General features: G+C 68.7%; 16 protein-coding genes and 1 pseudogene. 7 read left to right on the top strand and 10 right to left on the bottom strand.

Annotated features, from left to right (window positions below; all coding sequences use genetic code 11):
- Positions 1-23 precede the first annotated feature (23 nt).
- The 4 genes from CGR01S_RS06300 (at position 24) to CGR01S_RS06285 (ending at position 3,899) form a co-directional block, all read left to right on the top strand.
- Positions 24-1,586: an FGGY-family carbohydrate kinase gene (locus CGR01S_RS06300; RefSeq protein WP_042423960.1), complete on the top strand. Its 1,563-nt coding sequence runs from the start codon at positions 24-26 to the stop codon at positions 1,584-1,586.
- 14 nt (positions 1,587-1,600) lie between these two features.
- The gene (locus CGR01S_RS06295; protein ID WP_042423958.1) at positions 1,601-2,953 is read left to right on the top strand and encodes a phospholipase C/P1 nuclease family protein; all 1,353 of its coding nucleotides are present in this window, start codon (positions 1,601-1,603) and stop codon (positions 2,951-2,953) included.
- A 59-nt stretch (positions 2,954-3,012) separates the two neighbouring features.
- Entirely contained in the window at positions 3,013-3,612 is a 600-nt protein-coding gene (locus CGR01S_RS06290) for an IMPACT family protein (protein WP_042423956.1), read from the top strand.
- Between the two features lie 71 nt (positions 3,613-3,683).
- Positions 3,684-3,899, top strand: coding sequence for a YjfB family protein (locus tag CGR01S_RS06285; protein WP_042423954.1), 216 nt, complete (start codon positions 3,684-3,686; stop codon positions 3,897-3,899).
- Positions 3,900-4,180: 281 nt separating this feature from the next.
- On the opposite strand, the gene CGR01S_RS06275 is transcribed toward CGR01S_RS06285, so the two are convergent.
- The 3 genes from CGR01S_RS06275 to CGR01S_RS06265 form a co-directional block, all read right to left on the bottom strand.
- Positions 4,181-4,645: a PaaI family thioesterase gene (locus CGR01S_RS06275; RefSeq protein ID WP_042423946.1), complete on the bottom strand. Its 465-nt coding sequence runs from the start codon at positions 4,643-4,645 to the stop codon at positions 4,181-4,183.
- Positions 4,642-5,322, bottom strand: a complete 681-nt coding sequence (locus CGR01S_RS06270; protein WP_042423943.1) for a transglutaminase-like domain-containing protein — start codon at positions 5,320-5,322, stop codon at positions 4,642-4,644. The genes CGR01S_RS06275 and CGR01S_RS06270 overlap by 4 nt, the downstream gene beginning before the upstream one ends.
- A gap of 74 nt (positions 5,323-5,396) precedes the next feature.
- The gene (locus CGR01S_RS06265; protein WP_042424605.1) at positions 5,397-6,041 is read right to left on the bottom strand and encodes a LysE/ArgO family amino acid transporter; all 645 of its coding nucleotides are present in this window, start codon (positions 6,039-6,041) and stop codon (positions 5,397-5,399) included.
- A 77-nt stretch (positions 6,042-6,118) separates the two neighbouring features.
- On the opposite strand from CGR01S_RS06265, the gene CGR01S_RS06260 reads away from it, so the two are divergent.
- Complete coding sequence (locus tag CGR01S_RS06260) at positions 6,119-7,021, top strand: LysR family transcriptional regulator ArgP (RefSeq protein WP_042423939.1); 903 nt, start codon at positions 6,119-6,121, stop codon at positions 7,019-7,021.
- On the opposite strand, the gene CGR01S_RS06255 is transcribed toward CGR01S_RS06260, so the two are convergent.
- From CGR01S_RS06255 to CGR01S_RS06250, 3 genes and pseudogenes are all read right to left on the bottom strand, one after another.
- Complete coding sequence (locus CGR01S_RS06255; RefSeq protein ID WP_042423936.1) at positions 7,011-7,826, bottom strand: crotonase/enoyl-CoA hydratase family protein; 816 nt, start codon at positions 7,824-7,826, stop codon at positions 7,011-7,013. The two genes, CGR01S_RS06260 and CGR01S_RS06255, sit on opposite strands and share 11 nt — an antisense overlap.
- Positions 7,827-7,905: 79 nt before the next feature.
- Entirely contained in the window at positions 7,906-8,388 is a 483-nt protein-coding gene (locus tag CGR01S_RS17060) for a nuclear transport factor 2 family protein (RefSeq protein ID WP_281174255.1), read from the bottom strand.
- A gap of 6 nt (positions 8,389-8,394) precedes the next feature.
- Positions 8,395-10,416 (bottom strand): annotated as a pseudogene (locus tag CGR01S_RS06250) (oxidoreductase); the annotation flags it as partial.
- A 124-nt stretch (positions 10,417-10,540) separates the two neighbouring features.
- Between CGR01S_RS06250 and CGR01S_RS06245 the strand changes: the two are divergent.
- Entirely contained in the window at positions 10,541-11,104 is a 564-nt protein-coding gene (locus CGR01S_RS06245; protein ID WP_042423931.1) for a PadR family transcriptional regulator, read from the top strand.
- A 69-nt stretch (positions 11,105-11,173) separates the two neighbouring features.
- Positions 11,174-12,070 (top strand): EamA family transporter, encoded by an 897-nt coding sequence (locus CGR01S_RS06240; RefSeq protein WP_042423927.1) that lies wholly within the window; start codon positions 11,174-11,176, stop codon positions 12,068-12,070.
- 12 nt (positions 12,071-12,082) lie between these two features.
- Here the strand turns inward: CGR01S_RS06240 and glmM are convergent, their stop codons facing one another.
- The 4 genes from glmM to ftsH form a co-directional block, all read right to left on the bottom strand.
- Positions 12,083-13,417: a phosphoglucosamine mutase gene (gene glmM / locus CGR01S_RS06235; RefSeq protein WP_042423923.1), complete on the bottom strand. Its 1,335-nt coding sequence runs from the start codon at positions 13,415-13,417 to the stop codon at positions 12,083-12,085.
- A gap of 138 nt (positions 13,418-13,555) precedes the next feature.
- The gene (locus tag CGR01S_RS06230; RefSeq protein WP_217997527.1) at positions 13,556-16,207 is read right to left on the bottom strand and encodes a molybdopterin-dependent oxidoreductase; all 2,652 of its coding nucleotides are present in this window, start codon (positions 16,205-16,207) and stop codon (positions 13,556-13,558) included.
- Positions 16,208-16,338: 131 nt separating this feature from the next.
- Positions 16,339-17,187 (bottom strand): dihydropteroate synthase, encoded by an 849-nt coding sequence (gene folP, locus CGR01S_RS06225; protein WP_042423917.1) that lies wholly within the window; start codon positions 17,185-17,187, stop codon positions 16,339-16,341.
- Positions 17,188-17,251: 64 nt separating this feature from the next.
- Complete coding sequence (ftsH, locus tag CGR01S_RS06220; protein ID WP_042423914.1) at positions 17,252-19,171, bottom strand: ATP-dependent zinc metalloprotease FtsH; 1,920 nt, start codon at positions 19,169-19,171, stop codon at positions 17,252-17,254.
- Between the last annotated feature and the right edge of the window lie 64 nt (positions 19,172-19,235).

Genomic DNA, 19,235 nt, shown 5'->3' with positions numbered 1-19,235 from the left:
AGCGTCCGACCCCAGGAGACCCCATGACCAAGCCCTACCTGCTGACCATCGACAACGGCACCCAGAGCGTGCGGGCCCTGCTGTTCGATCTGCACGGCAACCTGGTGGACAAAGCGCAGGTGCCCATCACCACCTACCAGTCCCCCCAACCCGGCTGGATGGAGAACGACCCCGAGGCCTTCTGGCAGACCCTGTGCCAGGCCTGCCAGCGCCTGTGGGCCAGCTCCTCGGTGCCCAAGGAATCGATTGCGGGCGTGGTCGTCACCACGCAGCGCGGCACCACGGTGTCGCTGGACGCTGACGGGCGGCCGCTGCGCCCCTCCATGATCTGGCTGGATCAGCGCCGCGCCGATCAGGCTCCGCGCCTGCCCTGGTGGTGGGAGGCGGCATTTGCCGCCATCGGCATGCGCGACACGGTGCGCCACTTCCAGCGCGAGGCCGAGGCCAACTGGATCGCCCAGCACCAGCCCGATCTGTGGGCGCGCACCGACAAGTTCCTGCTGCTCTCGGGCTACCTGCACTGGCGCCTGGCGGGGCGCATGGTCGATTCGGTGGCCTCGCAGGTCGGCTATGTGCCGTTCGACTACAAAAAAGGCCACTGGGCGCCGCCGCACGACTGGAAGTGGCACGCCCTGCCCGTGCGCCCGTCCATGCTGCCCGAGCTGGTGGCTGCGGGCACGGTGATTGGCGCCATCACGCCCCAGGCCGCGCAGGACACCGGTATCCCCGCCGGGCTGCCCATCGTGGCGGGCGCTGCCGACAAGGCCTGCGAGGTGATCGGCGCGGGCTGCCTCACGCCCGAGATCGCCTGCCTGTCCTACGGCACCGCCGCCACCATCAACACCACCACGCCGCGCTACCTGGAGGCCACGCCCTTCATCCCGCCCTACCAGGCGGCGGTGCCGGGCCACTACAACACCGAGGTGCAGATCACGCGCGGCTTCTGGATGGTGAGCTGGTTCAAGGAGCAGTTCGGCCAGCATGAGCAGCGCCTGGCCGAGGAGCGCGGCGTGCCGCCCGAAAGCCTGTTCGACGAGTTGGTCAACGCTGTGCCCCCCGGCGCGCAGGGCCTGATGCTGCAGCCCTTCTGGAACCCCGGCATCAAGGTGCCCGGCCCCGAAGCCAAGGGTGCCGTGATTGGTTTTGGCGACGTGCACACCCGCGCCCACCTGTACCGCGCCATTCTCGAAGGCCTGGCCTACGCGCTGCGCGAGGCCAAGGAGCGCATCGAAAAGCGCGGCGGCGCGCGCATCGAGCGCGTGCGCGTGTCAGGCGGCGGCTCGCAGAGCGACGCGGCCATGCAGATCACCGCCAACATCTTCAACCTGCCCTGCGAGCGCCCGCACCTGTACGAAACCAGCGGCCTGGGCGCGGCCATCATCGCCAGCGTGGGCCTGGGGCTGCACCCCGACTTTGCCAGCGCCGTGCGCGCCATGGCGCGCACCGGCCAGGTGTTCCTGCCCGAGCCCGCGCATGCGCACACCTACGAGCAGCTCTACCGGCGCGTGTACTGCCGCATGTACGATCGCCTGCAGCCGCTGTACCGCGACATCCGCGCCATCACCGGCTACCCTTCCACGGACTGAACCCGCACACGCCCATGAAACGCCTTTTGCTTGCCGCCACGCTGGCCCTGACCACCGCCGCCCCCGCATGGGCCTGGAGCAACCATGCGCTGGCGGCCTACCGCGCCTTCGAGGTGCTGCCCGAGGTGGCCCAGGCCCCGGCCGTGCCCGCCGAGCCGCTGGAAGCCTTTCTGGCCGCCCAGGCCCAGCCCATTGCCCAGTTGCTGGCCGCGCAGGACGCCTGGGCGCAGCAGCACATCGCGCACTACCCGCCCCTGCCCGCGGCGCTGCGCTTCGACCCGGCCGTGGCCAGCCAGGGCCCGCAGGCGCTGCGCAAGGCCTTTTTGATGGCGCTGCGCGTCTCGCCCGAGAGCCGCCTGGCGCTCTACGTGCAGCCCGACCCCTGGGGCCCCGCGCCGCAGGGCGCGCCCATGGCGCACGACGAGGTCAACGCCCTGCCCCTGCGCGAGAAGGACGGCGAGAAGCACCGCTTCGTGCGCCTGCAGCCCGGCGAGCGCGTGGCGCCGCTGGCCGTGCTCGCATCGGCCAGTGACGAGCCCGACTACGGCATGGACCTCAACCTCTGGGAAGACAGCCCCTCCACCTGGGGGCCGCAATACGGCTTCGGCAAGATCCCCTTCGGCAACCCCAGCCTGGACTTCGCGACGCAGGCGCCCTTCCACATGGCCTACCACCACGAGTCGCCGCTGATCTACGCCGCGGCGGGCTTTCTCAAGCGCACCTACCCGCTTCTGCGCCTGCACCAGTACCAGGGCCTGTCGGAGCTGGCCTTCCAGAGCGGCCACCCCTACTGGGGCTGGCGCTTTGCGGGGCTGGCGCTGCACTACGTGCAGGACCTGACGCAGCCCTACCACGCCAGCCTGGCACCGGGCTACTCGCCGGCGCGGCTCATAGCCATCCAGTTGCTCGCGCTCATGGGCCTGCCCGGGGGCAAGAACGACATGATCGTGCTGCTGTCCAACCGCCACTTCGTGCTCGAGCGCTACGAAAGCCAGATGATCCAGGCCAACGCCCGCACGCGCCGGGCCAGCCCCCTGGAGCAGGCCCTGCGCGACACCAGCACCGACGCGCACTACGGCCCCTGGACCGACGCCAGCCTGCGCGACACCGTGTCCCGCGAAGCGCACGGCCTGGGCGAGGCCGTGACCGCGCAAATGGTGGCCACCGTGCCCAAGGGCTACGTGGACGACCCGGGCTTTGACTTCGGCGTGCACGCCGGCGGCATCGACCTCATGGCCGAAGTCGCGCGCCAGGGCCCCCAGGCCCAGGCCGCGCTGGAAGGCAGCATCGCCACCCTGATGCGCCACTTCGGCGCGCACAGCCGCAACCTGGTGCGGGCCATCGTGCAGGGCGCCGCCCCGCGCTGAGCACCGGGCCCGGCCGCACCCGGCATCCATCCGGGCAGGGGTAGTAAGCTAGCGGCCCCATGCCCGACACCCTTGCTGCCCCCGCGCACAGCGAACTCATCATCAAGAAAAGCCGCTTCATCGGCTGCGTGCAGCCCATGGCGGACCGCGCCAGCGCCCAGGCCCATGTGGACGCACTCTGGAAGGAGCACCCCGGCGCCGCCCACATCTGCTGGGCGCTGCTGGCGGGCGGCCAGTCCGCCGCCGTGGACGACGGCGAGCCCGGCGGCACGGCCGGGCGCCCCATGCTCGACGTGCTGCGCCACCAGGACCTCGAAGGCGTGCTGGCCACCGTGGTGCGCTACTTCGGCGGCGTCAAGCTGGGGGCGGGCGGCCTGGTGCGCGCCTACACCGACAGCGTGGCCCAGGCCCTGCTCACGGCGCAGAAAGTGCCGCTGCAGCGCATGGCCACGCTGCACTGCCAGGTGCCCTACTCCCTCGAAGGCCTGCTGCGGCGCGAGATCGACGCCGCCCATGCCGTACTGCTCCAGGTCCAGCACGGCAGCCTCGTCGCCCTGCAACTGCGCCTGCCACAAGCCCAGGCCCACGCTTTTGTGCAGCGCATCAACGACATCGGCCAGGGCCGCGTAGGCTGGCAAGACGCCCCGAACGTCCAATAACCGAGCCCAAACGCTACAGAATCGGCCGCAAGCGCCGATACTCAGGCATTGCCTGCCCGAAAACCATTGCCATGGACGTCGCCCTCTCCAACGCCATCATCCAGACTGCCACCCACATGGCCAGCGCCAGGAACTCGGACGCCGTCAACATCGCCGTGCTGAAAAAGGCACTGGACATGCAAGAAACCACCGCTGCTGCCATGCTGGGTGCCATGGCGCAGTCCCTGCCCCAGCCTCAGCTCGCCACCTCCGGTACGCTGGGGACGCAGCTCAATACCTACGCCTGAGCACAGGCTGCCCAGGGAGGCCTTGGCCCGCCCGTTCAACCTGGCCGACACCACGCTCACCATGCTCAGCGCCGCCGAAGGCGATCTGGCCGAAGACGCCTTGGCCGCCTGTCTGCGCCAGCACGCCCAGCGCGGGGCTTGAGCCCCAACGCCCTCGCCGTCATCCAGCGCTGGAGCGGCACCACCACCAGCGAACGGGCCACCGTGCAAAGCTTCGTCATCGATCTGCACCACCTGTGGCGGCGATGGGGTCACGCTGCAAGGGCTGCGGCCCCTGGACTTCAGACCGCCGCGCTCCCGGCCAGGTCCGGCGCGTGCTGCGGCCCGATCTTGAACACGCCGCTGGCACGCGCGCAGGGCACGCCGTCGGCGGTGACCAGGCCCTGGGCAAACACCATGGAGCGCGTGGCGCGCAGGAGCTGGGCCGTGCCTTCGAGCCAGCAGCCCAGCGGGGCGGGCGCCAGGTAGTCGATCTGCAGGCTGATGGTGGGCAGGAAGCGGTTTTCCAGGGCCGCGCTCTGGTAGTGCACCGACAGGGGCAGCAGCATGTCGCAAAAGCTGGCCATCATGCCGCCGTGCAGGTTGCCCATGGGGTTGACGTGGCGCTGCTGCACGCGCAGGCCAAAGCGCACGTCGCTCCCCTGGCGCCGCAGGTACAGCGGGCCGTTGATGTCCATGTACGGCCCCCCGGCGGGAAAGGGCGCAAAGCCCGGGGGAATGGCGGGCGGCGTAGGGGCGGTCGTCATGCACCGGTCTCCTGCTGCACGTCGGCCTGGAAGCTCGCCCCCTGCCAGGCGGCCGGGTCCATCATGCCCGGGCCGTAGACGCGGGCAAAGTCCTGCACGATGGCGGCAAGCGGCAGGTCGTCGTGCGCGCCGCGCTGGTGCAGGTATTCCATGTGGCGCTGGCCTGCGCGGTCGTAGGGGTGGTAGAGGGAATCGCTCAGGCCGTCGAACTCCAGCGGCAAGAGGCCGAAGCGCTCGCACAGCTCGATGTTGAAGGCCGGCGTGGCCTTGACCCAGCGCCCATCGATCCAGATGTCGGTATAGCCGTGCCAGATGAACACATCGGTCTGCATGGTCTGGCGCATGCGCTCCGTGCTCAGGTGGTTGCGCACGTCGGCAAAGCCCAGCCGCGCCGGCAGGCCCGCCGCTCGGCAGGCCGCCGCCAGCAGCACGGCCTTGGGCACGCACCAGCCATGGCCCTGGGCCAGCGCGGTGCTGGCGCGCATGCCGTGCTCCGTCAGGTCGATGCGGTAGGGGTCGTAACGCAGGCCGTCGCGCACGGCCAGGTACAGGGCCACGGCGCGCGCGCGCTCGTCCTGGCCCTGGGCGTGCTGGCGCGCAAAGGCCTGCACGGCGCTGTGGCCGCTGTCGATGCACGCCGTGGGCTGCAGGTGTTCGGGGCGGGGGGTATCGCTCATGCGGGCACCTTAGCGCGCCTGCGCGCTGCGGGGCAAGGCGCACTGTCCCGCCGGTGACTCGGGCCTGGCCGGCTTCACAGCAGCGGCGCCGCCAGGCCCCAGGCGAGGTAGGCCATCAGTGCGGCGACACCCAGGTCCAGCACGCGCCAGGCCTGCGGCCGCGCAAACACCGGGGCGAGCCAGCGCGCGCCAAAACCCAGGCCCACAAACCACAGCGCGCTGGCGCTGGTCGCCCCCAGCCAGAACACGCCCTGCAGGCCCGCCGGCTGCTGCGCCCCCAGGGAGCCGACCAGCAGCACCGTGTCCAGGTACACATGGGGGTTGAGCAGGCTGATGCCCAGCACCTGCGCCAGCACGCGGCGCGGAGCCTGCCGCGCGCCTTGCGCCTGCGCCTGCAGGGCCTGGGGCTGCAGCGCGCGGCCCAGGGCCTGCCAGGCGTACCAGGCCAGGGCCGCCGCCCCGAGCAGGCCCACGGCGCGCAGCAAGGCCGGGCTGCGGACGAGAAAGGCCGCCAGGCCGCTGATGCCCAGCGCCATGAGTGCGCCATCGAGCAGCACGCACACGGCCACCACCAGCGCCACATGCTCGCGGCGCAGACCCTGGCGCAGCACGTAGGTGTTCTGCGCGCCAATGGCGGCAATGAGCGACAGCGTCAGGCCCAGGCCCGCGGCGAAGACGGGGGCGGCCGCAGCGGCGTCGGGAACGGCGGGAGGGAGCATGGCGCGCAGTATGGGCAGGCCCACGGCGCCCTGCCAGCAAATTCTGCTAATCTGGGTGAAGCATTTCTCAAGCTGCCATGCTCGACCCCACCCTGCTCACCACCCTGGCCGTCGTGGCACGCGAGGGCAGCTTCGAGCGCGCCGCGCGCGTGCTGCACGTCACGCCCTCGGCGGTGTCGCAGCGCATCCGCCTGCTGGAGGACCGCGCGGGCGCGGTGCTGGTGGTGCGCGGCCAGCCCTGCGAGCCCACCGAGCTGGGCGCGCGCCTGTGCCGCCATGCGCAGACGGTGGCGCTGCTGGAGGACGAGCTGCGCCGCGACCTGCCCTGGGTGGGCGGGCAGGAGGCGGGCCTGGTGCGCTCCACGGTGCGCATTGCGATCAACGCCGACAGCCTGGCCACCTGGTTCATCACCGCGCTCGACGCCTTCAGCGCCGAGGACCACACGCTGGTGGACGTGGCCGTGGACGACCAGGACCACACCGGCGACTGGCTGCGCCGCGGCCATGTGCTGGGCGCCGTGACCTCGCTGGCGCAGCCCATCCAGGGCTGCCGCAGCCGCAAGCTGGGCGGGCTGCGCTACCTGGCCACGGCCTCGCCCGCGTATGTGCAGCGCTGGTTTGCGCAGGGCGTGAGCCCCGCCGCGCTGGCGCAGGCCCCGAGCCTGGTGTTCGACCGCAACGACCGCCTGCAGCAGCGCTGGGTGCGCCGCGCCGTGCGCAAGGAGGTGCCGCTGGCGGCGCACCGCCTGCCCTCGACCCAGGCCTTTGTCGATGCCTGCCTGGCCGGCATCGGCTGGGGCATGAACCCCTGGCACCTGGTGCAGGGGCACCTGCAGAGCGGCCGGCTGGTGGAGCTGCTGCCGGGCCGCCCGCTGGACGTGCCCCTGTACTGGCAGTGGGCCACCCTGCCCCTGCCCGCGCTGGAGCGCCTGGGCCAGTGCGTGCAGCAGGCGGCGCGTGCAGCGCTGGTCAGTCCTTGAAGCTCGGCGTCTTTTTCGCCATGTGGGCCGTCATGGCCTGCATGAGGTCTTGGCTCTGCAGCATGGCGGCGTTCCAGGTGGCGATGTAGTTCAGGCTGTCGGCCACGCTGTGGTCGCGCGCGTAGTTGAGCATTTCCTTGGTGCCGCGGATGGACAGCGGCGACTTGGCGGCGATGCTGGCGGCAATCTCCTGCACCCCGGCGTAGAGCGCCTCGCGCGTGGGGAACACGCGGTTGACCAGGCCGATCTGCTGCGCCTCCTCGGCGCCGAAGACGCGGCCGGTGTACGCCAGCTCGCGCGTGATGCCCTGGCCAATGAGCTTGGGCAGGCGCTGCAGCGTGCCCACGTCGGCCACCATGCCGATGTCGATCTCCTTGATGGTGAAGCTCGCGTCGCTGCTCGCGTAGCGCATGTCGGCGCAGGTGATGAGGTCGATGCCGCCGCCGATGCAGCCGCCGTGGATGGCGGCGAGCACGGGCTTGCGGCAGCGCTCCAGGCTGGTGAGGGTGTCCTGCAGGTCGAGGATGAGGCGGCGCAGCTTCTCGCGCATGCGGCCTTCGCAGTCGTCGGCCACATGGGCGCCCAATCCCATCATCATCTGCAGGTCGATGCCAGCCGTGAAGTACTTGCCCTCGGCCTGCAGCACGGCCACGCGGGCCTCGGGGGTGGCGTCCACCCAGTCGAAGGCCTGGCGGATCTCCTGCCACATGGCGGTATTCATGGCATTGGCCTTTTCCGGCCGGTTCAGGCGCACGGTGGCGATGTGGTCCTGCAGCGTGACGCTCAGGGTTTCAAAGGTCGGCATGGGCAACTCCAATTTCAAGTGTTTTTGGGCCGCAGCGCTTTCTGGATAAGCGCCAACAGCTATCAAATCAATAGTATTTTCAACCCTTGGCGCCCTTCATCATGGCGATGTAGGGCGCCAGGCGCGTGGCCATCTCCTCGCCCAGGGCCTGCAGGCCGCTCATGGGGCGCACCATGACCTCGAAGTCCACGATCTTGCCGTCCTCGTCGAAGCGGATCTGGTCGATGCCCTTGAGCTCCTTGCCGTTGACCTTGGCGCTGAACTCCAGGATGGCGCTCATGCCGTCCTCGCTGGTGTACTGGCGGTGGTAGGTGAAATCCTCGAACACCTGGACCACCGTGCTCAGGATGACTTGCACCGCCTGGGCGCTGGGGTACGGCGTGTGCGCCATGGGCGAGCGGAACACTGCCTTGCGGTGCACGATGCTGGGCAGCTCGCTCAGGTCGCCCGCCGCCACCATGGCGTGCCAGGCCTTCAGGCTGGCCTGCACGGCAGGCGGTGCCTGGTGCGATGCTGCGGGCGCGGCCTGCGCCGCGGCTGCAGGGGCGGGGCTCAGGTCCATGCGCAGGGCCAGCTCGGTGCCCTGCTTGATGGCGCGCTTGGCGTCCAGCTCGGCCGCCTTGTCGGCGCCGCCGATCAGGTGCACGCGCACGCCCTGCGCTTCGAGTGCCGCCTGCAGCTCGCGGTTGGGGTCCTGGCCGGCGCAGACGATGACGTTGTCCACCGGCAGGGTCATGTCCTTGTCGCCCACGGTGATGTGCAGGCCCGCGTCGTCAATGCGGCGGTACTGCACGCCGGGGATCATCTCCACGCCGCGGTTCTTCAGGCCCGTGCGGTGGATCCAGCCGGTGGTCTTGCCCAGGCCCTCGCCCACCTTGCTGGTCTTGCGCTGCAGCAGGTAGACCTTGCGCGGCACTGCGCCGATGTGCGCCGGCTTGAGGCCGCCGCGCGTGCTGCCGGTGGTGTCCACGCCCCATTCGGCGAAGAACTTGGCCTTGTCCAGACTGGGGCTGGTGCCCTCGTGCAGCAGGTATTCGCTCACGTCAAAGCCGATGCCGCCCGCGCCGATCATGGCCACGGTCTTGCCCACCGGCTTCTTGTCCCGCAGCACATCCAGGTAACCCAGCACCTTGGGGTGGCCGACGCCCTCGATCTCAGGCAGGCGCGGGGTGATGCCCGTGGCCAGCACGACCTGCTGGAAGCCCTGCTGAACCAGGTCCTCGGCGCTGACGCGCTGGCCCAGCTTCACGGTCACGCCGGTCTGCTTCAGGCGCTCACCGAAGTAGCGCAGGGTCTCGTAGAACTCCTCCTTGCCCGGAATCTGCTTGGCCACGTTGAACTGACCGCCAATCTCGCCGGCCGCATCGAACAGGGTCACGTCCAGCCCGCGCCCGGCGGCCTCGGTGGCGAAGGCCAGGCCAGCCGGACCTGCGCCGACCACGGCCACGCGCTCCTTGCGCGGCAGCGGCAGGGGCACGAGGATGGTTTCGTGGCAGGCACGCGGGTTGACCAGGCAGGAGGTGATCTTGCCGCCAAAGGTGTGGTCCAGGCAGGCCTGGTTGCAGCCGATGCAGGTGTTGATGTCCTGCGAGCGCCCCGCTGCCGCCTTGTTGACGAACTCCGGGTCGGCCAGGAAGGGGCGTGCCATGCTCACCATGTCGGCCTGGCCCTTAGCGAGCACTTCTTCGGCCACCTCGGGCGTGTTGATGCGGTTGGTGGCCACCAGCGGAATGCCCACCTTGCCCTTGAGCTGCTGCGTGACCCAGGCAAAGGCCGCGCGCGGCACCTTGGTGGCGATGGTGGGGATGCGCGCCTCGTGCCAGCCGATGCCGGTGTTGAGAATGGTCACCCCGGCCTGCTCCAACGCCTGGGCGAGCTGCACCACTTCGTCCTGCGTGGAGCCGCCCTCGACCAGGTCGAGCATGGACAGGCGGAAGATGATGATGAAGTTCTGGCCCACGCGCTCGCGCGTGCGGCGCACGATCTCCAGGGCAAAGCGGATGCGGTTCTCGTAGCTGCCGCCGTACTCGTCGTCACGCTGGTTGGTCTGCGCGGCGATGAATTCGTTGATGAGGTAGCCCTCGGAACCCATGATCTCCACCCCGTCGTAGCCCGCGCTTTGCGCCAGCACGGCGGCGTTGGCGTAGTCCTCCACGGTCTGCCTGACTTCTTCGGTCGTGAGCGCATGCGGGCGGAAGGGGCTGATGGGGGCCTTGAGGGCACTGGGCGCCACCAGCTCGGGGTGGTAGGCGTAGCGGCCGAAGTGCAGGATCTGCATGCAGATCTTGCCGCCCGCCTCGTGCACGGCCTGGGTCACGATCTTGTGCTTGTCGGCCTCGGCCTGCGTGGTCATGGCTGCGCCGCCGGGCATGGGCCGGGCACGGTCGTTGGGGGCGATGCCGCCCGTCACGATCAGGCCCACGCCGCCGCGCGCGCGCTCGGCGTAGAAGGCGGCCATGCGCTCGAAGCCGTTGGGCGCCTCCTCCAGCCCCACGTGCATGGAGCCCATGAGCACGCGGTTTTTCAGGGTGGTGAAGCCCAGGTCCAGCGGGGCGAGCATGTGGGGAAAAGGTGCGGCAGCGGTGGTCATGGGGTGTCCTTTGCGTGGTCGGGGTAACGGCGCACTATGCAACCAGTTGCACAAAAGTGTACGGTCGTTCTTTTATCTATGCAACTGGTTGCAGTCATGGAATACCCGCTATAGACTGCGCGCCATGTCGCTGCCGCACGCCGTCCTGACCTCGCTGCTGGAAAAAACCACCTCGGGCTACGACCTGGCGAGGCGCTTCGACAAGTCCATCGGCTATTTCTGGCACGCCACGCACCAGCAGATCTACCGCGAGCTGGCGCGCATGGAGGCCGCGGGCTGGATCGAGGGCTTCGTGCCGCCCGACGCCGGCAAGACGCGCAAAAAGCACTACCGCGTGCTGCCCGCAGGCCGCCGGGAGCTGGCGCGCTGGGCGGCCGAGCCCACGCCGCCCATGGACTTGCGCGACGCCTTCACCGTCAAGCTGCGCGCCGATGCGGTACTGGACGAAGTGGACCTGGCGCCCGAACTGCAACGCCACCTGTCCCTGCACATGCAGCAGCTCGCGCACTACCGCCACATCGAGGCGCACGACTTCGCCCCCGGCCGGCCGCTCACGCGCGCCCAGGCCATACAGCACATGATCCTGAAGAAGGGCATCCTCTACGAAGAGGGCGAGATCACCTGGGGGCGCGAGATGCTGGCCCTGCTGCAAAGCCCCGCGCCCCTGGGCGCACCGCACCGGGCCTAGGCCCGTTACACTCGCGCTTTTGCCCCGCAGCACGCGCCCTGCCCCGCGTGTGCACCCCTCCCGCACACCATGCCCACCACCCTGTCGCTGCGCCACTTCCTGCTGGGCCTGGCGGTGGTGGCTGTATGGGGCAGCAACTTCGTGGTCATCAAGCTGGGGCTGGGGCAGATGCCGCCCTTGCTGTTCGCCACGCTGCGCTTTGTGGCGGTGACGCTGCCGGCCATATTTCTGATTCCCCGGCCGGCGGTGCGCTGGCGCAATCTGGCGGCCTACGGCCTGTTTATCGGCGTGGGGCAGTTCGGGCTGATGTACGTGGCCATGAACGGGCTGATCTCCCCGGGCCTGGCGTCGCTGGTGGTGCAGACGCAGGTGTTCTTCACCATCGGGCTGGCCATGTGGCTCTCGGGCGAACGCGCCCTGCCGGTGCAGGGGGTGTCGCTGGCGCTGGCGGCGGCGGGCATTGGCGTCATTGTTTTTCACACCGACGGCAGCGCCACCCCGGGCGGGCTGGCGCTCATCCTGCTGGCCGCGCTGTCGTGGGCCGGGGGCAATATGGTGTCGCGTCAGGCCGGGCGCGTGAACATGCTGGCCTATGTGGTGTGGTCGAGCCTGTTTGCCGTGCCGCCGCTGCTGCTGCTCACGCTGTGGCAGGAGGGCTGGGGCCCCGTGCGCCACGCGCTGCTGCACGCCGACGCCAGCGCCTGGGCCGCCGTGGCCTGGCAGGCCGTGGGCAACAGCCTGTTCGGTTACGCCGCCTGGGGCTGGCTGCTGGTGCGCTACCCGGCCGCCACCATCACGCCCATGGCGCTGCTGATCCCGGTGTTCGGCATGGGCAGCTCGGCCCTGTGGCTGCACGAGCCGCTGCCCGGCTGGAAGCTGCTGGCCGCGGGCCTGGTGATCGGCGGCCTGGCGCTGAACCTGCTGTGGCCGCGCCTGCGCCAGCGGCTGGCTGCGGCCTCCTCCTGAGCCTGTGGGCGCTCAGCCCTCGCGTGCCACGCGCGCCAGGTGCTCGGCGCTGGCGCTGGCCTGGGCCAGGTCGCGCGCCTCGACCATCACGCGCAAGAGCGGCTCGGTGCCGCTGGCGCGGATGAGCACGCGGCCCGCATCGCCCAACTGCGCCTCGACGGCCGCGGTCTCCTGCGCCAGGCGCACATTGGCGCGCCAGTCCTGCCCTGCCCGCAGGCGCACGTTGACCAGCACCTGCGGGAACAGCTCCACGCCTTCGAGGAGCTGGGCCATGCCTCGCTGGCTGCGCACGCAGCTTTGCAGCACCTGCAGCGCGCTGATCAGGCCGTCGCCCGTGGTGTGTTTGTCCAGCGCGAGCAAATGGCCCGAACCCTCGCCGCCCAGCAGCCAGCCATGGCGCTGCAGCTCTTCGAGCACATAGCGGTCGCCCACCTTGGCGCGCACGAGCTGGACGCCGCGCGCACGCAGGGCCAGCTCCACGGCCATATTGGTCATCTGCGTGCCGACCACGCCGGGCACGACCTCGTCACGCCCCATGCGCTCGCGCACCAGCAGGTACAAGAGCTCGTCGCCGTTGTACAGGCGGCCGCTGGCGTCGACCATTTGCAGGCGGTCGGCGTCGCCGTCCAGGGCAATGCCGTAGTCCGCATGGTTGGCGCGCACGGCGCGCACCAGTGCATCGGGGTGGGTGGCCCCGACCTCGTGGTTGATGTTGAAGCCGTCGGGCGCGCAGCCGATGGCGACCACGTCGGCGCCCAGCTCGTGAAAGACCTTGGGGGCGATCTGGTAGGCCGCGCCGTGCGCCGCATCGACGACGATGCGCAGGCCCTTGAGCGTGAGGTCGCTGGCGAAGGTGCTTTTGCAAAATTCGATGTAGCGCCCGGCGGCATCGTCCAGGCGCCGCGCCTTGCCCAAGGCGGCGGAATCGGCCCACACCGGGGGCTCGCCCAGGGCGGCTTCCACGGCCTGCTCCCAGGCATCGGGCAGCTTGCAGCCCGTGGCGCTGAAGAACTTGATGCCGTTGTCCGCATACGGGTTGTGGCTGGCCGATATGACCACCCCCAGGCTGGCGCGCTGGGCGCGCGTGAGGTAGGCCACCCCCGGCGTGGGCAAGGGGCCGAGCAGCACCACGTCGGCCCCGGCGGAGTTCAGGCCCGACTCCAGCGCCGATTCGAGCATGTAGCCCGAGATGCGTGTGTCCTTGCCGATGAGCACCGTGGGGCGCTCCTCGCTGCGGCGCAGCACCCGGCCCACGGCGTGGCCCAGGCGCAGCACGAAATCGGGTGTGATGGGGGGCTGGCCCACGGTGCCGCGGATGCCGTCGGTGCCGAAATACTGGCGTGTCATTCTGGGTGGCGCTGCGCGCTGGATGCTCAAGCCCGGCAGTCTACCAGCGGCGGGCGCCGCGCCCGGCGGCGCGCACTGCGCCGGGCGCACCACGAAAAAAACCCCGCAGAGCGGGGTTTTTCGGTCAGGGCGTGGCGCTCAGTGCTTGGCGTTCTTGAGCAGGAATTCCAGCACGACCTTCTGCTCGTCGTCGGTCAGGCCGGCACGCTGGAACATGCTGGGGGTGATGCCCAGCCACTGTTTCTCGGTGAACTGGCCAGGATCGCGCGGGCCGTGGCAGACCGTGCAGCGCTGGTAGAAGATCTGCTCGGCAGGCGAGAGCGAGGCCGTGGCCTTCTCGCGCAGGACTTGTGCCCGCTCGGCGCCGTAGAACTTCTCGTCGAAGCGGATATCGCTCTTGATGATCTTCGGCGGCTCGAAGGCCTTGGTACCGCCCGGGTCGGCATCGGTGCATTTGCGCATCGACGCGATGCAGGTGTTCGCCGTGGTGGCCTGCGTCAGGCCACTGGCGCGCCGGCTCGAGGTCAGGAAGTTGATCAGGCCGTTGTTGCAGCGGCCCTTGCTGTCGAGCTGCGGCCAGGCGCCTTCGTACAGGCTGACCACGCCGGGCATGATCTTGTCGGACACGCGCGCACCCACCACCACCGCGCCGCGCTCGTTGCGCAGCTCGACCAGATCGCCATCCTTGATGCCATGGGCCCTGGCGTCCTCGACGCTGATGGTCAAGGGCTCGCGCGTCTGCACGGTATAGCGCTTGCGCAGCGATTCGGAGTTGTTGAGCTGCGAGTGCAGGCGCCAGTAGGGGTGCGGGCTGACCACATGCACCTGGCCCTTGCGCGCATTGCCCAGGTACTCGCCGGGTTCCTGCCATTGGGGCATGGGCGGCATGTCGGGGATGTTCATCTTCGCAATGGTGGAGGAATACATCTCGATCTTGCCGCTGTTGGTGTGCAGCGGGTTTTTCACCGGATCGGCGCGGAAGTCACCATGGCGTACCCACTTGTGCGCCTCGGGCGGCACCGGAATGCGCGCCATGCCCTCGGCCCAGAACTTCTCGAAGGGTGTGTCCTTGGCGGCCGAGCTCGCTTCGTAGGCTGCCTTGACGTAGTCCATTGGCGTCTTGCCCTCGGTGAAGGCGTACTCGATGCCGCACAGCTCGGCCAGACGGCGGAAGATTTCAAAATCGTCCAGCGCATCGTGCTGCGGCGCGATGACCTGCTTCATCGCGTACACCTTGTCGATGCTGTAGGTGCCGGCCGAAGAAATATCGTTGCGCTCCACCGTGGTGGTGGCGGCCAGCACGATATCGGCCCAGCGCGCAGAGCCATTCCACCAGGGCTCGTGGCAGATCACCGTGTCCACCGTGCGCAGGGCACGGGCGAATTCGTTCAGATCCTGCTGGTGCGAGAAGACGTTGTTGCCGGCGTTGTAGATCAGCTTGACCTTGGGATAGGTGTACTTGCTGCCGTTGTAGGTGAATTCCTTGCCGGGGTTGAGCAGCATCTCGCTGATGCGCGAGGCCGGGCAGATCTTCTTGACCGGGTTGCGCCCCTGCGACAGGCCCGTGGGCGCGGTGCCGCCCGACTGCGGCATGCCGCCGCCGCCGTAGTGCCAGCTAAAGCCCACACCCTGCCCGGGCAGACCGATGTTGCCCAGAATGCAGGCGAAGTTGACGATGGCCCAGTACGGCATCTCGCCGTGGTGCGCGCGCTGAATGGCCCAGGAGCCGCACAACTGCGTGCGCTTGGACGCCATCAGCTCGGCCATGGAGCGGATCTTGGCCGCGGGAATGCCGGTGATTTTTGCCGCCCATTCGGGCGTCTTGGGCGGCGTGCCGTCCTTGCCTTCCAGGTAGGCGCGGTACTTGTCGAAGCCCACCGTGTACTTGTCGATGAAGGCTTGGTTGTGCTTGTTCTGGCTGATGAGGTGGTAGCCCATGGCCAGGAACAGCGCCGTGTCGGTGTTGGGGATGATGCGCACCCACTCCGAGCCCATCTTTTCGTCCGTGGTGGTCACCTGCGGGTTGATGGACATGAACTGACAGCCCGCCTGCTTGATGGCGTCCCAGCCGCCGTACATCTCGTGGTCGCACACCGTGTACTCGATGCGGTTGTTCTTGTCCGGGTCGCAGCCAATGAACACCACCAGCTCGGTGTTGTCGCGCAACTGTTCCCACGCCGTCTGGGCGGAATACACCTCCATGTCGCCGATCACCATCGGCATGATGAGCTGGCCCGCGCCCGCCGAGTAGTCGCCGGTGGTGATGGAGGAGCCGCCCAGCAGGTTGAAGAAGCGCCCCTGCAGCACGTTGGGCCGGAAGATGCCCGCGTGCGACCAGCCGCCGTAGGAGCTGGAGAAGCAGCCTTCGTTGCCGTACTTTTCGATGGTGTCGAGAATGGCCTTGGCGGTCAGGCCCAGGGCCGTGTCCCAGCTCACCTGCACCCACTCGTCCTTGCCGCGCAGCTCGGGCTTGTTGCTGCCCTTGCGGCCGTTTTGCTCCCACTCCAGGTAGGACTTGCGCACCATGGGCCCGGTGATGCGCGTCTTGTCGTAGGTGCGGTCCAGAACCCCTTCCGTCAGCATGGGCGTGGGGCGCTTGTCACTGGCCTGCGCCTCGACCTTGACGATTTTTCCGCGCTCGACCGTGGCGATCAGCGGACCATAGTGCGTGGCATGGTGCACCTTGCCGCTGAAGGTCTTGAGCGCGGCGAGTTCGGCTGCGGCATCCGGCTCTGCCGCAAAGGCCTTGAATACCGGAGAAAGTTCGAAGCCTGCTGCCAGGGCGCTCATGGCACCTGCTACGCCAGCTCCCATCCAGTGTCGCCGGGTGATTAGCATGATAAAGACCTTTTTCAAATAAGGGTAAACCATGCTATTCCTCCCCTTGCCCGGCGGCAAGCAAACATGAGCGATTTAGTACGCTATGGCGGACCGGGCCGGGGTGCGGCGGCCTGCACCGCCGCCAGGATCTTCAGGGCCTGCACGGTCTCGCGCACATCGTGCACGCGCAACACATGCGCACCGCGCTCCGCAGCCAGCACGGCCGCGGCCACGCTGGGGATGGTGCGCTGCGGTGCGTCCAGTCCGGTCACGGCGCCCAGCGCAGACTTGCGCGACCAGCCCGCCAGCAGCGGGTAGCCCGCCGCGAGCAGCTCGCCCTGGCGCGCGAGCAGCGCGAAGTTCTGCTCCACGGTCTTGCCAAAACCTATTCCGGGGTCGAGCACGATACGTGCCTTATCGACCCCCAGCGCTTGCAGAGCCTGCGCCCGCAGCTCCAAAAACGAGAGCACCGGAGGGAGCACATCGCCCGCCATGGGCTGCACCTGCATGGTCTGCGGGTCGCGGTGCATGTGCATCAGGCACACGCCGCAGGCCGGGTGAGCGGCCACGGCTTCTGCGGCACCGGGCTCGCGCAGGGCAGCGATGTCGTTGATGATGTCGGCCCCCAGGTCCAACACCTGCTGCATCACGGCGCTCTTGTAGGTGTCCACCGAAAGGGGCACCCCCCAGGACACGGCCGCGCGCACGACGGGCAGCACCCGCGCCAGCTCCACCTCCAGTGGCACGCGCGGACTGCCCGGGCGGGTGGATTCACCGCCGATGTCCAGGATGTCGGCGCCGTCCTTGAGCAATTGCTCGCCATGGCGCAGCGCCGCCGCGGTGTCGGCATGCCGCCCCCCGTCGGAAAACGAGTCAGGTGTTACGTTGACGATGCCCATCACCAGCGGGCGCGACAGGTCGAGGCGAAAGCGGGAGGTCTGCCAGTGCATGGAAAGGGCCCGGGGTACGAAAAACGGGGCGCTGGGCCCCGTTGCAGAATGGTTCGGCCTGATCTTACGCCGCCGTGGGCGTGGGATCGGCCTTGACGGCCGGCGTGCCGCCGCTGGGGCCGTCACCGCCGGACGGGGGCGTGCGCGGCGTCCAGTCCTTGGGCGGACGCGGCTCCTTGCCGGCCATGATGTCGTCGAGCTGCTCGGCGTCGATGGTTTCCCAGTCGAGCATGGCCTTGGCCATGGCGTGCATCTTGTCGGAATGCTCCTCGATCAGGCGGCGCGCCAGGGCGTACTGCTCGTCGATGATGCGGCGCACCTCGGCATCGACCTTCTGCATGGTCTCTTCCGAGATGTTGGTGGTCTTGGTGACCGAGCGGCCCAGGAACACCTCGCCCTCGTTCTCGGCATAGACCATGGGGCCCAGGGCCTCGCTCATGCCGTAGCGCATGACCATGTCGCGCGCGATGTGCGTGGCGCGCTCGAAGTCATTGCTGGCACCCGTGGTCATCTGGTGCATGAACACTTCCTCGGCAATGCGGCCGCCGAACAGCATGGCGATCTGGTTGAGCATGTACTCCTTGTCGTAGGAGTAGCGGTCCTTCTCGGGCAGACTCATGGTCACGCCCAGGGCGCGGCCGCGCGGGATGATGGTGACCTTGTGCACCGGATCGCACTTGGGCAGGAGCTTACCGATGAGCGCGTGGCCGGCCTCGTGGTAGGCGGTGTTACGGCGCTCTTCCTCGGGCATGACCATGCTCTTGCGCTCGGGGCCCATGATGATCTTGTCCTTGGCCTTCTCGAAGTCCTGCATCTCGACCACGCGCGCATTGCGGCGTGCGGCCATGAGGGCGGCCTCGTTGCACAGGTTGGCCAGGTCGGCGCCGCTCATGCCGGGCGTGCCGCGCGCGATGATGGCGGGGCTCACGTCCTGGCCCACGGGGATCTTGCGCATGTGCACGTTCAGGATCTGCTCGCGGCCGCGGATGTCGGGCAGCGTCACGTAGACCTGGCGGTCGAAGCGGCCGGGGCGCAGCAGTGCGGCATCGAGGATGTCGGGCCGGTTGGTCGCGGCGACCACGATCACGCCAAGGTTGGTCTCGAAGCCGTCCATCTCGACCAGCATCTGGTTCAGCGTCTGCTCGCGCTCGTCGTTGCCACCACCCAGGCCGGCACCGCGCTGGCGGCCCACGGCGTCGATTTCGTCGATGAAGATGATGCAGGGCGCGTTCTTCTTGGCGTTCTCGAACATGTCGCGCACGCGCGCCGCGCCCACACCGACGAACATCTCCACGAAGTCGGAACCCGAGATGCTGAAGAACGGTACCTTGGCCTCGCCCGCGATGGACTTGGCCAGCAGCGTCTTGCCGGTGCCGGGCGGGCCGACCAGCAACAGGCCGCGCGGAATGCGGCCGCCGAGCTTCTGGAACTTCTGCGGGTCTTTCAGGAAGTCCACGACCTCCTTGACCTCCTCCTTGGCCTCGTCGCAACCGGCGACGTCGGCGAAGGTGACGGTGTTGTTGTTCTCGTCGAGCATGCGTGCCTTGGACTTGCCGAAGCTGAACGCCCCCCCCTTGCCACCGCCCTGCATCTGGCGCATGAAGTACACCCACACGCCGATCAGCAGCAGCATGGGGCCCCAGCTCACGAGCAGGGTCATGAGCAGCGAGCCTTCTTCGCGCGGCTTGACGTCGAACTTGACGTTGTTGTTGATCAGATCGCCGATCAGGCCGCGGTCCAGGTAGGTGGCCGTGGTGCGGATGCGCCGGTCGTCCTGCGTGATGGCGACGATTTCGGAGCCGCCCGCGCCTTCCTGGATGGTGGCGTTCTTGATGCGGCCGTTGCGCACCTCCTCCAGGAATTCGGAATAGCCGACATGGCCCGCGGCGCTCATCCCCCGCGTGTCAAACTGCTTGAACACGGTGAACAGCACCATGGCGATGACCAGCCACACGGCGACTTTGGAAAACCACTGATTGTTCAAGCGCGACTCCGATCGAGAGGGGGCGGAAAAAGGTTTCTGAACCCAGATGGGTGCGATTTTAGGC

The sequence above is a fragment of the Comamonas granuli NBRC 101663 genome (assembly GCF_000739995.1).
GTDB lineage: Bacteria > Pseudomonadota > Gammaproteobacteria > Burkholderiales > Burkholderiaceae_C > Simplicispira > Simplicispira granuli.
Note: the sequence above shows the minus strand (reverse complement) of the source record. Positions and strands in the feature narration are given on the sequence as shown.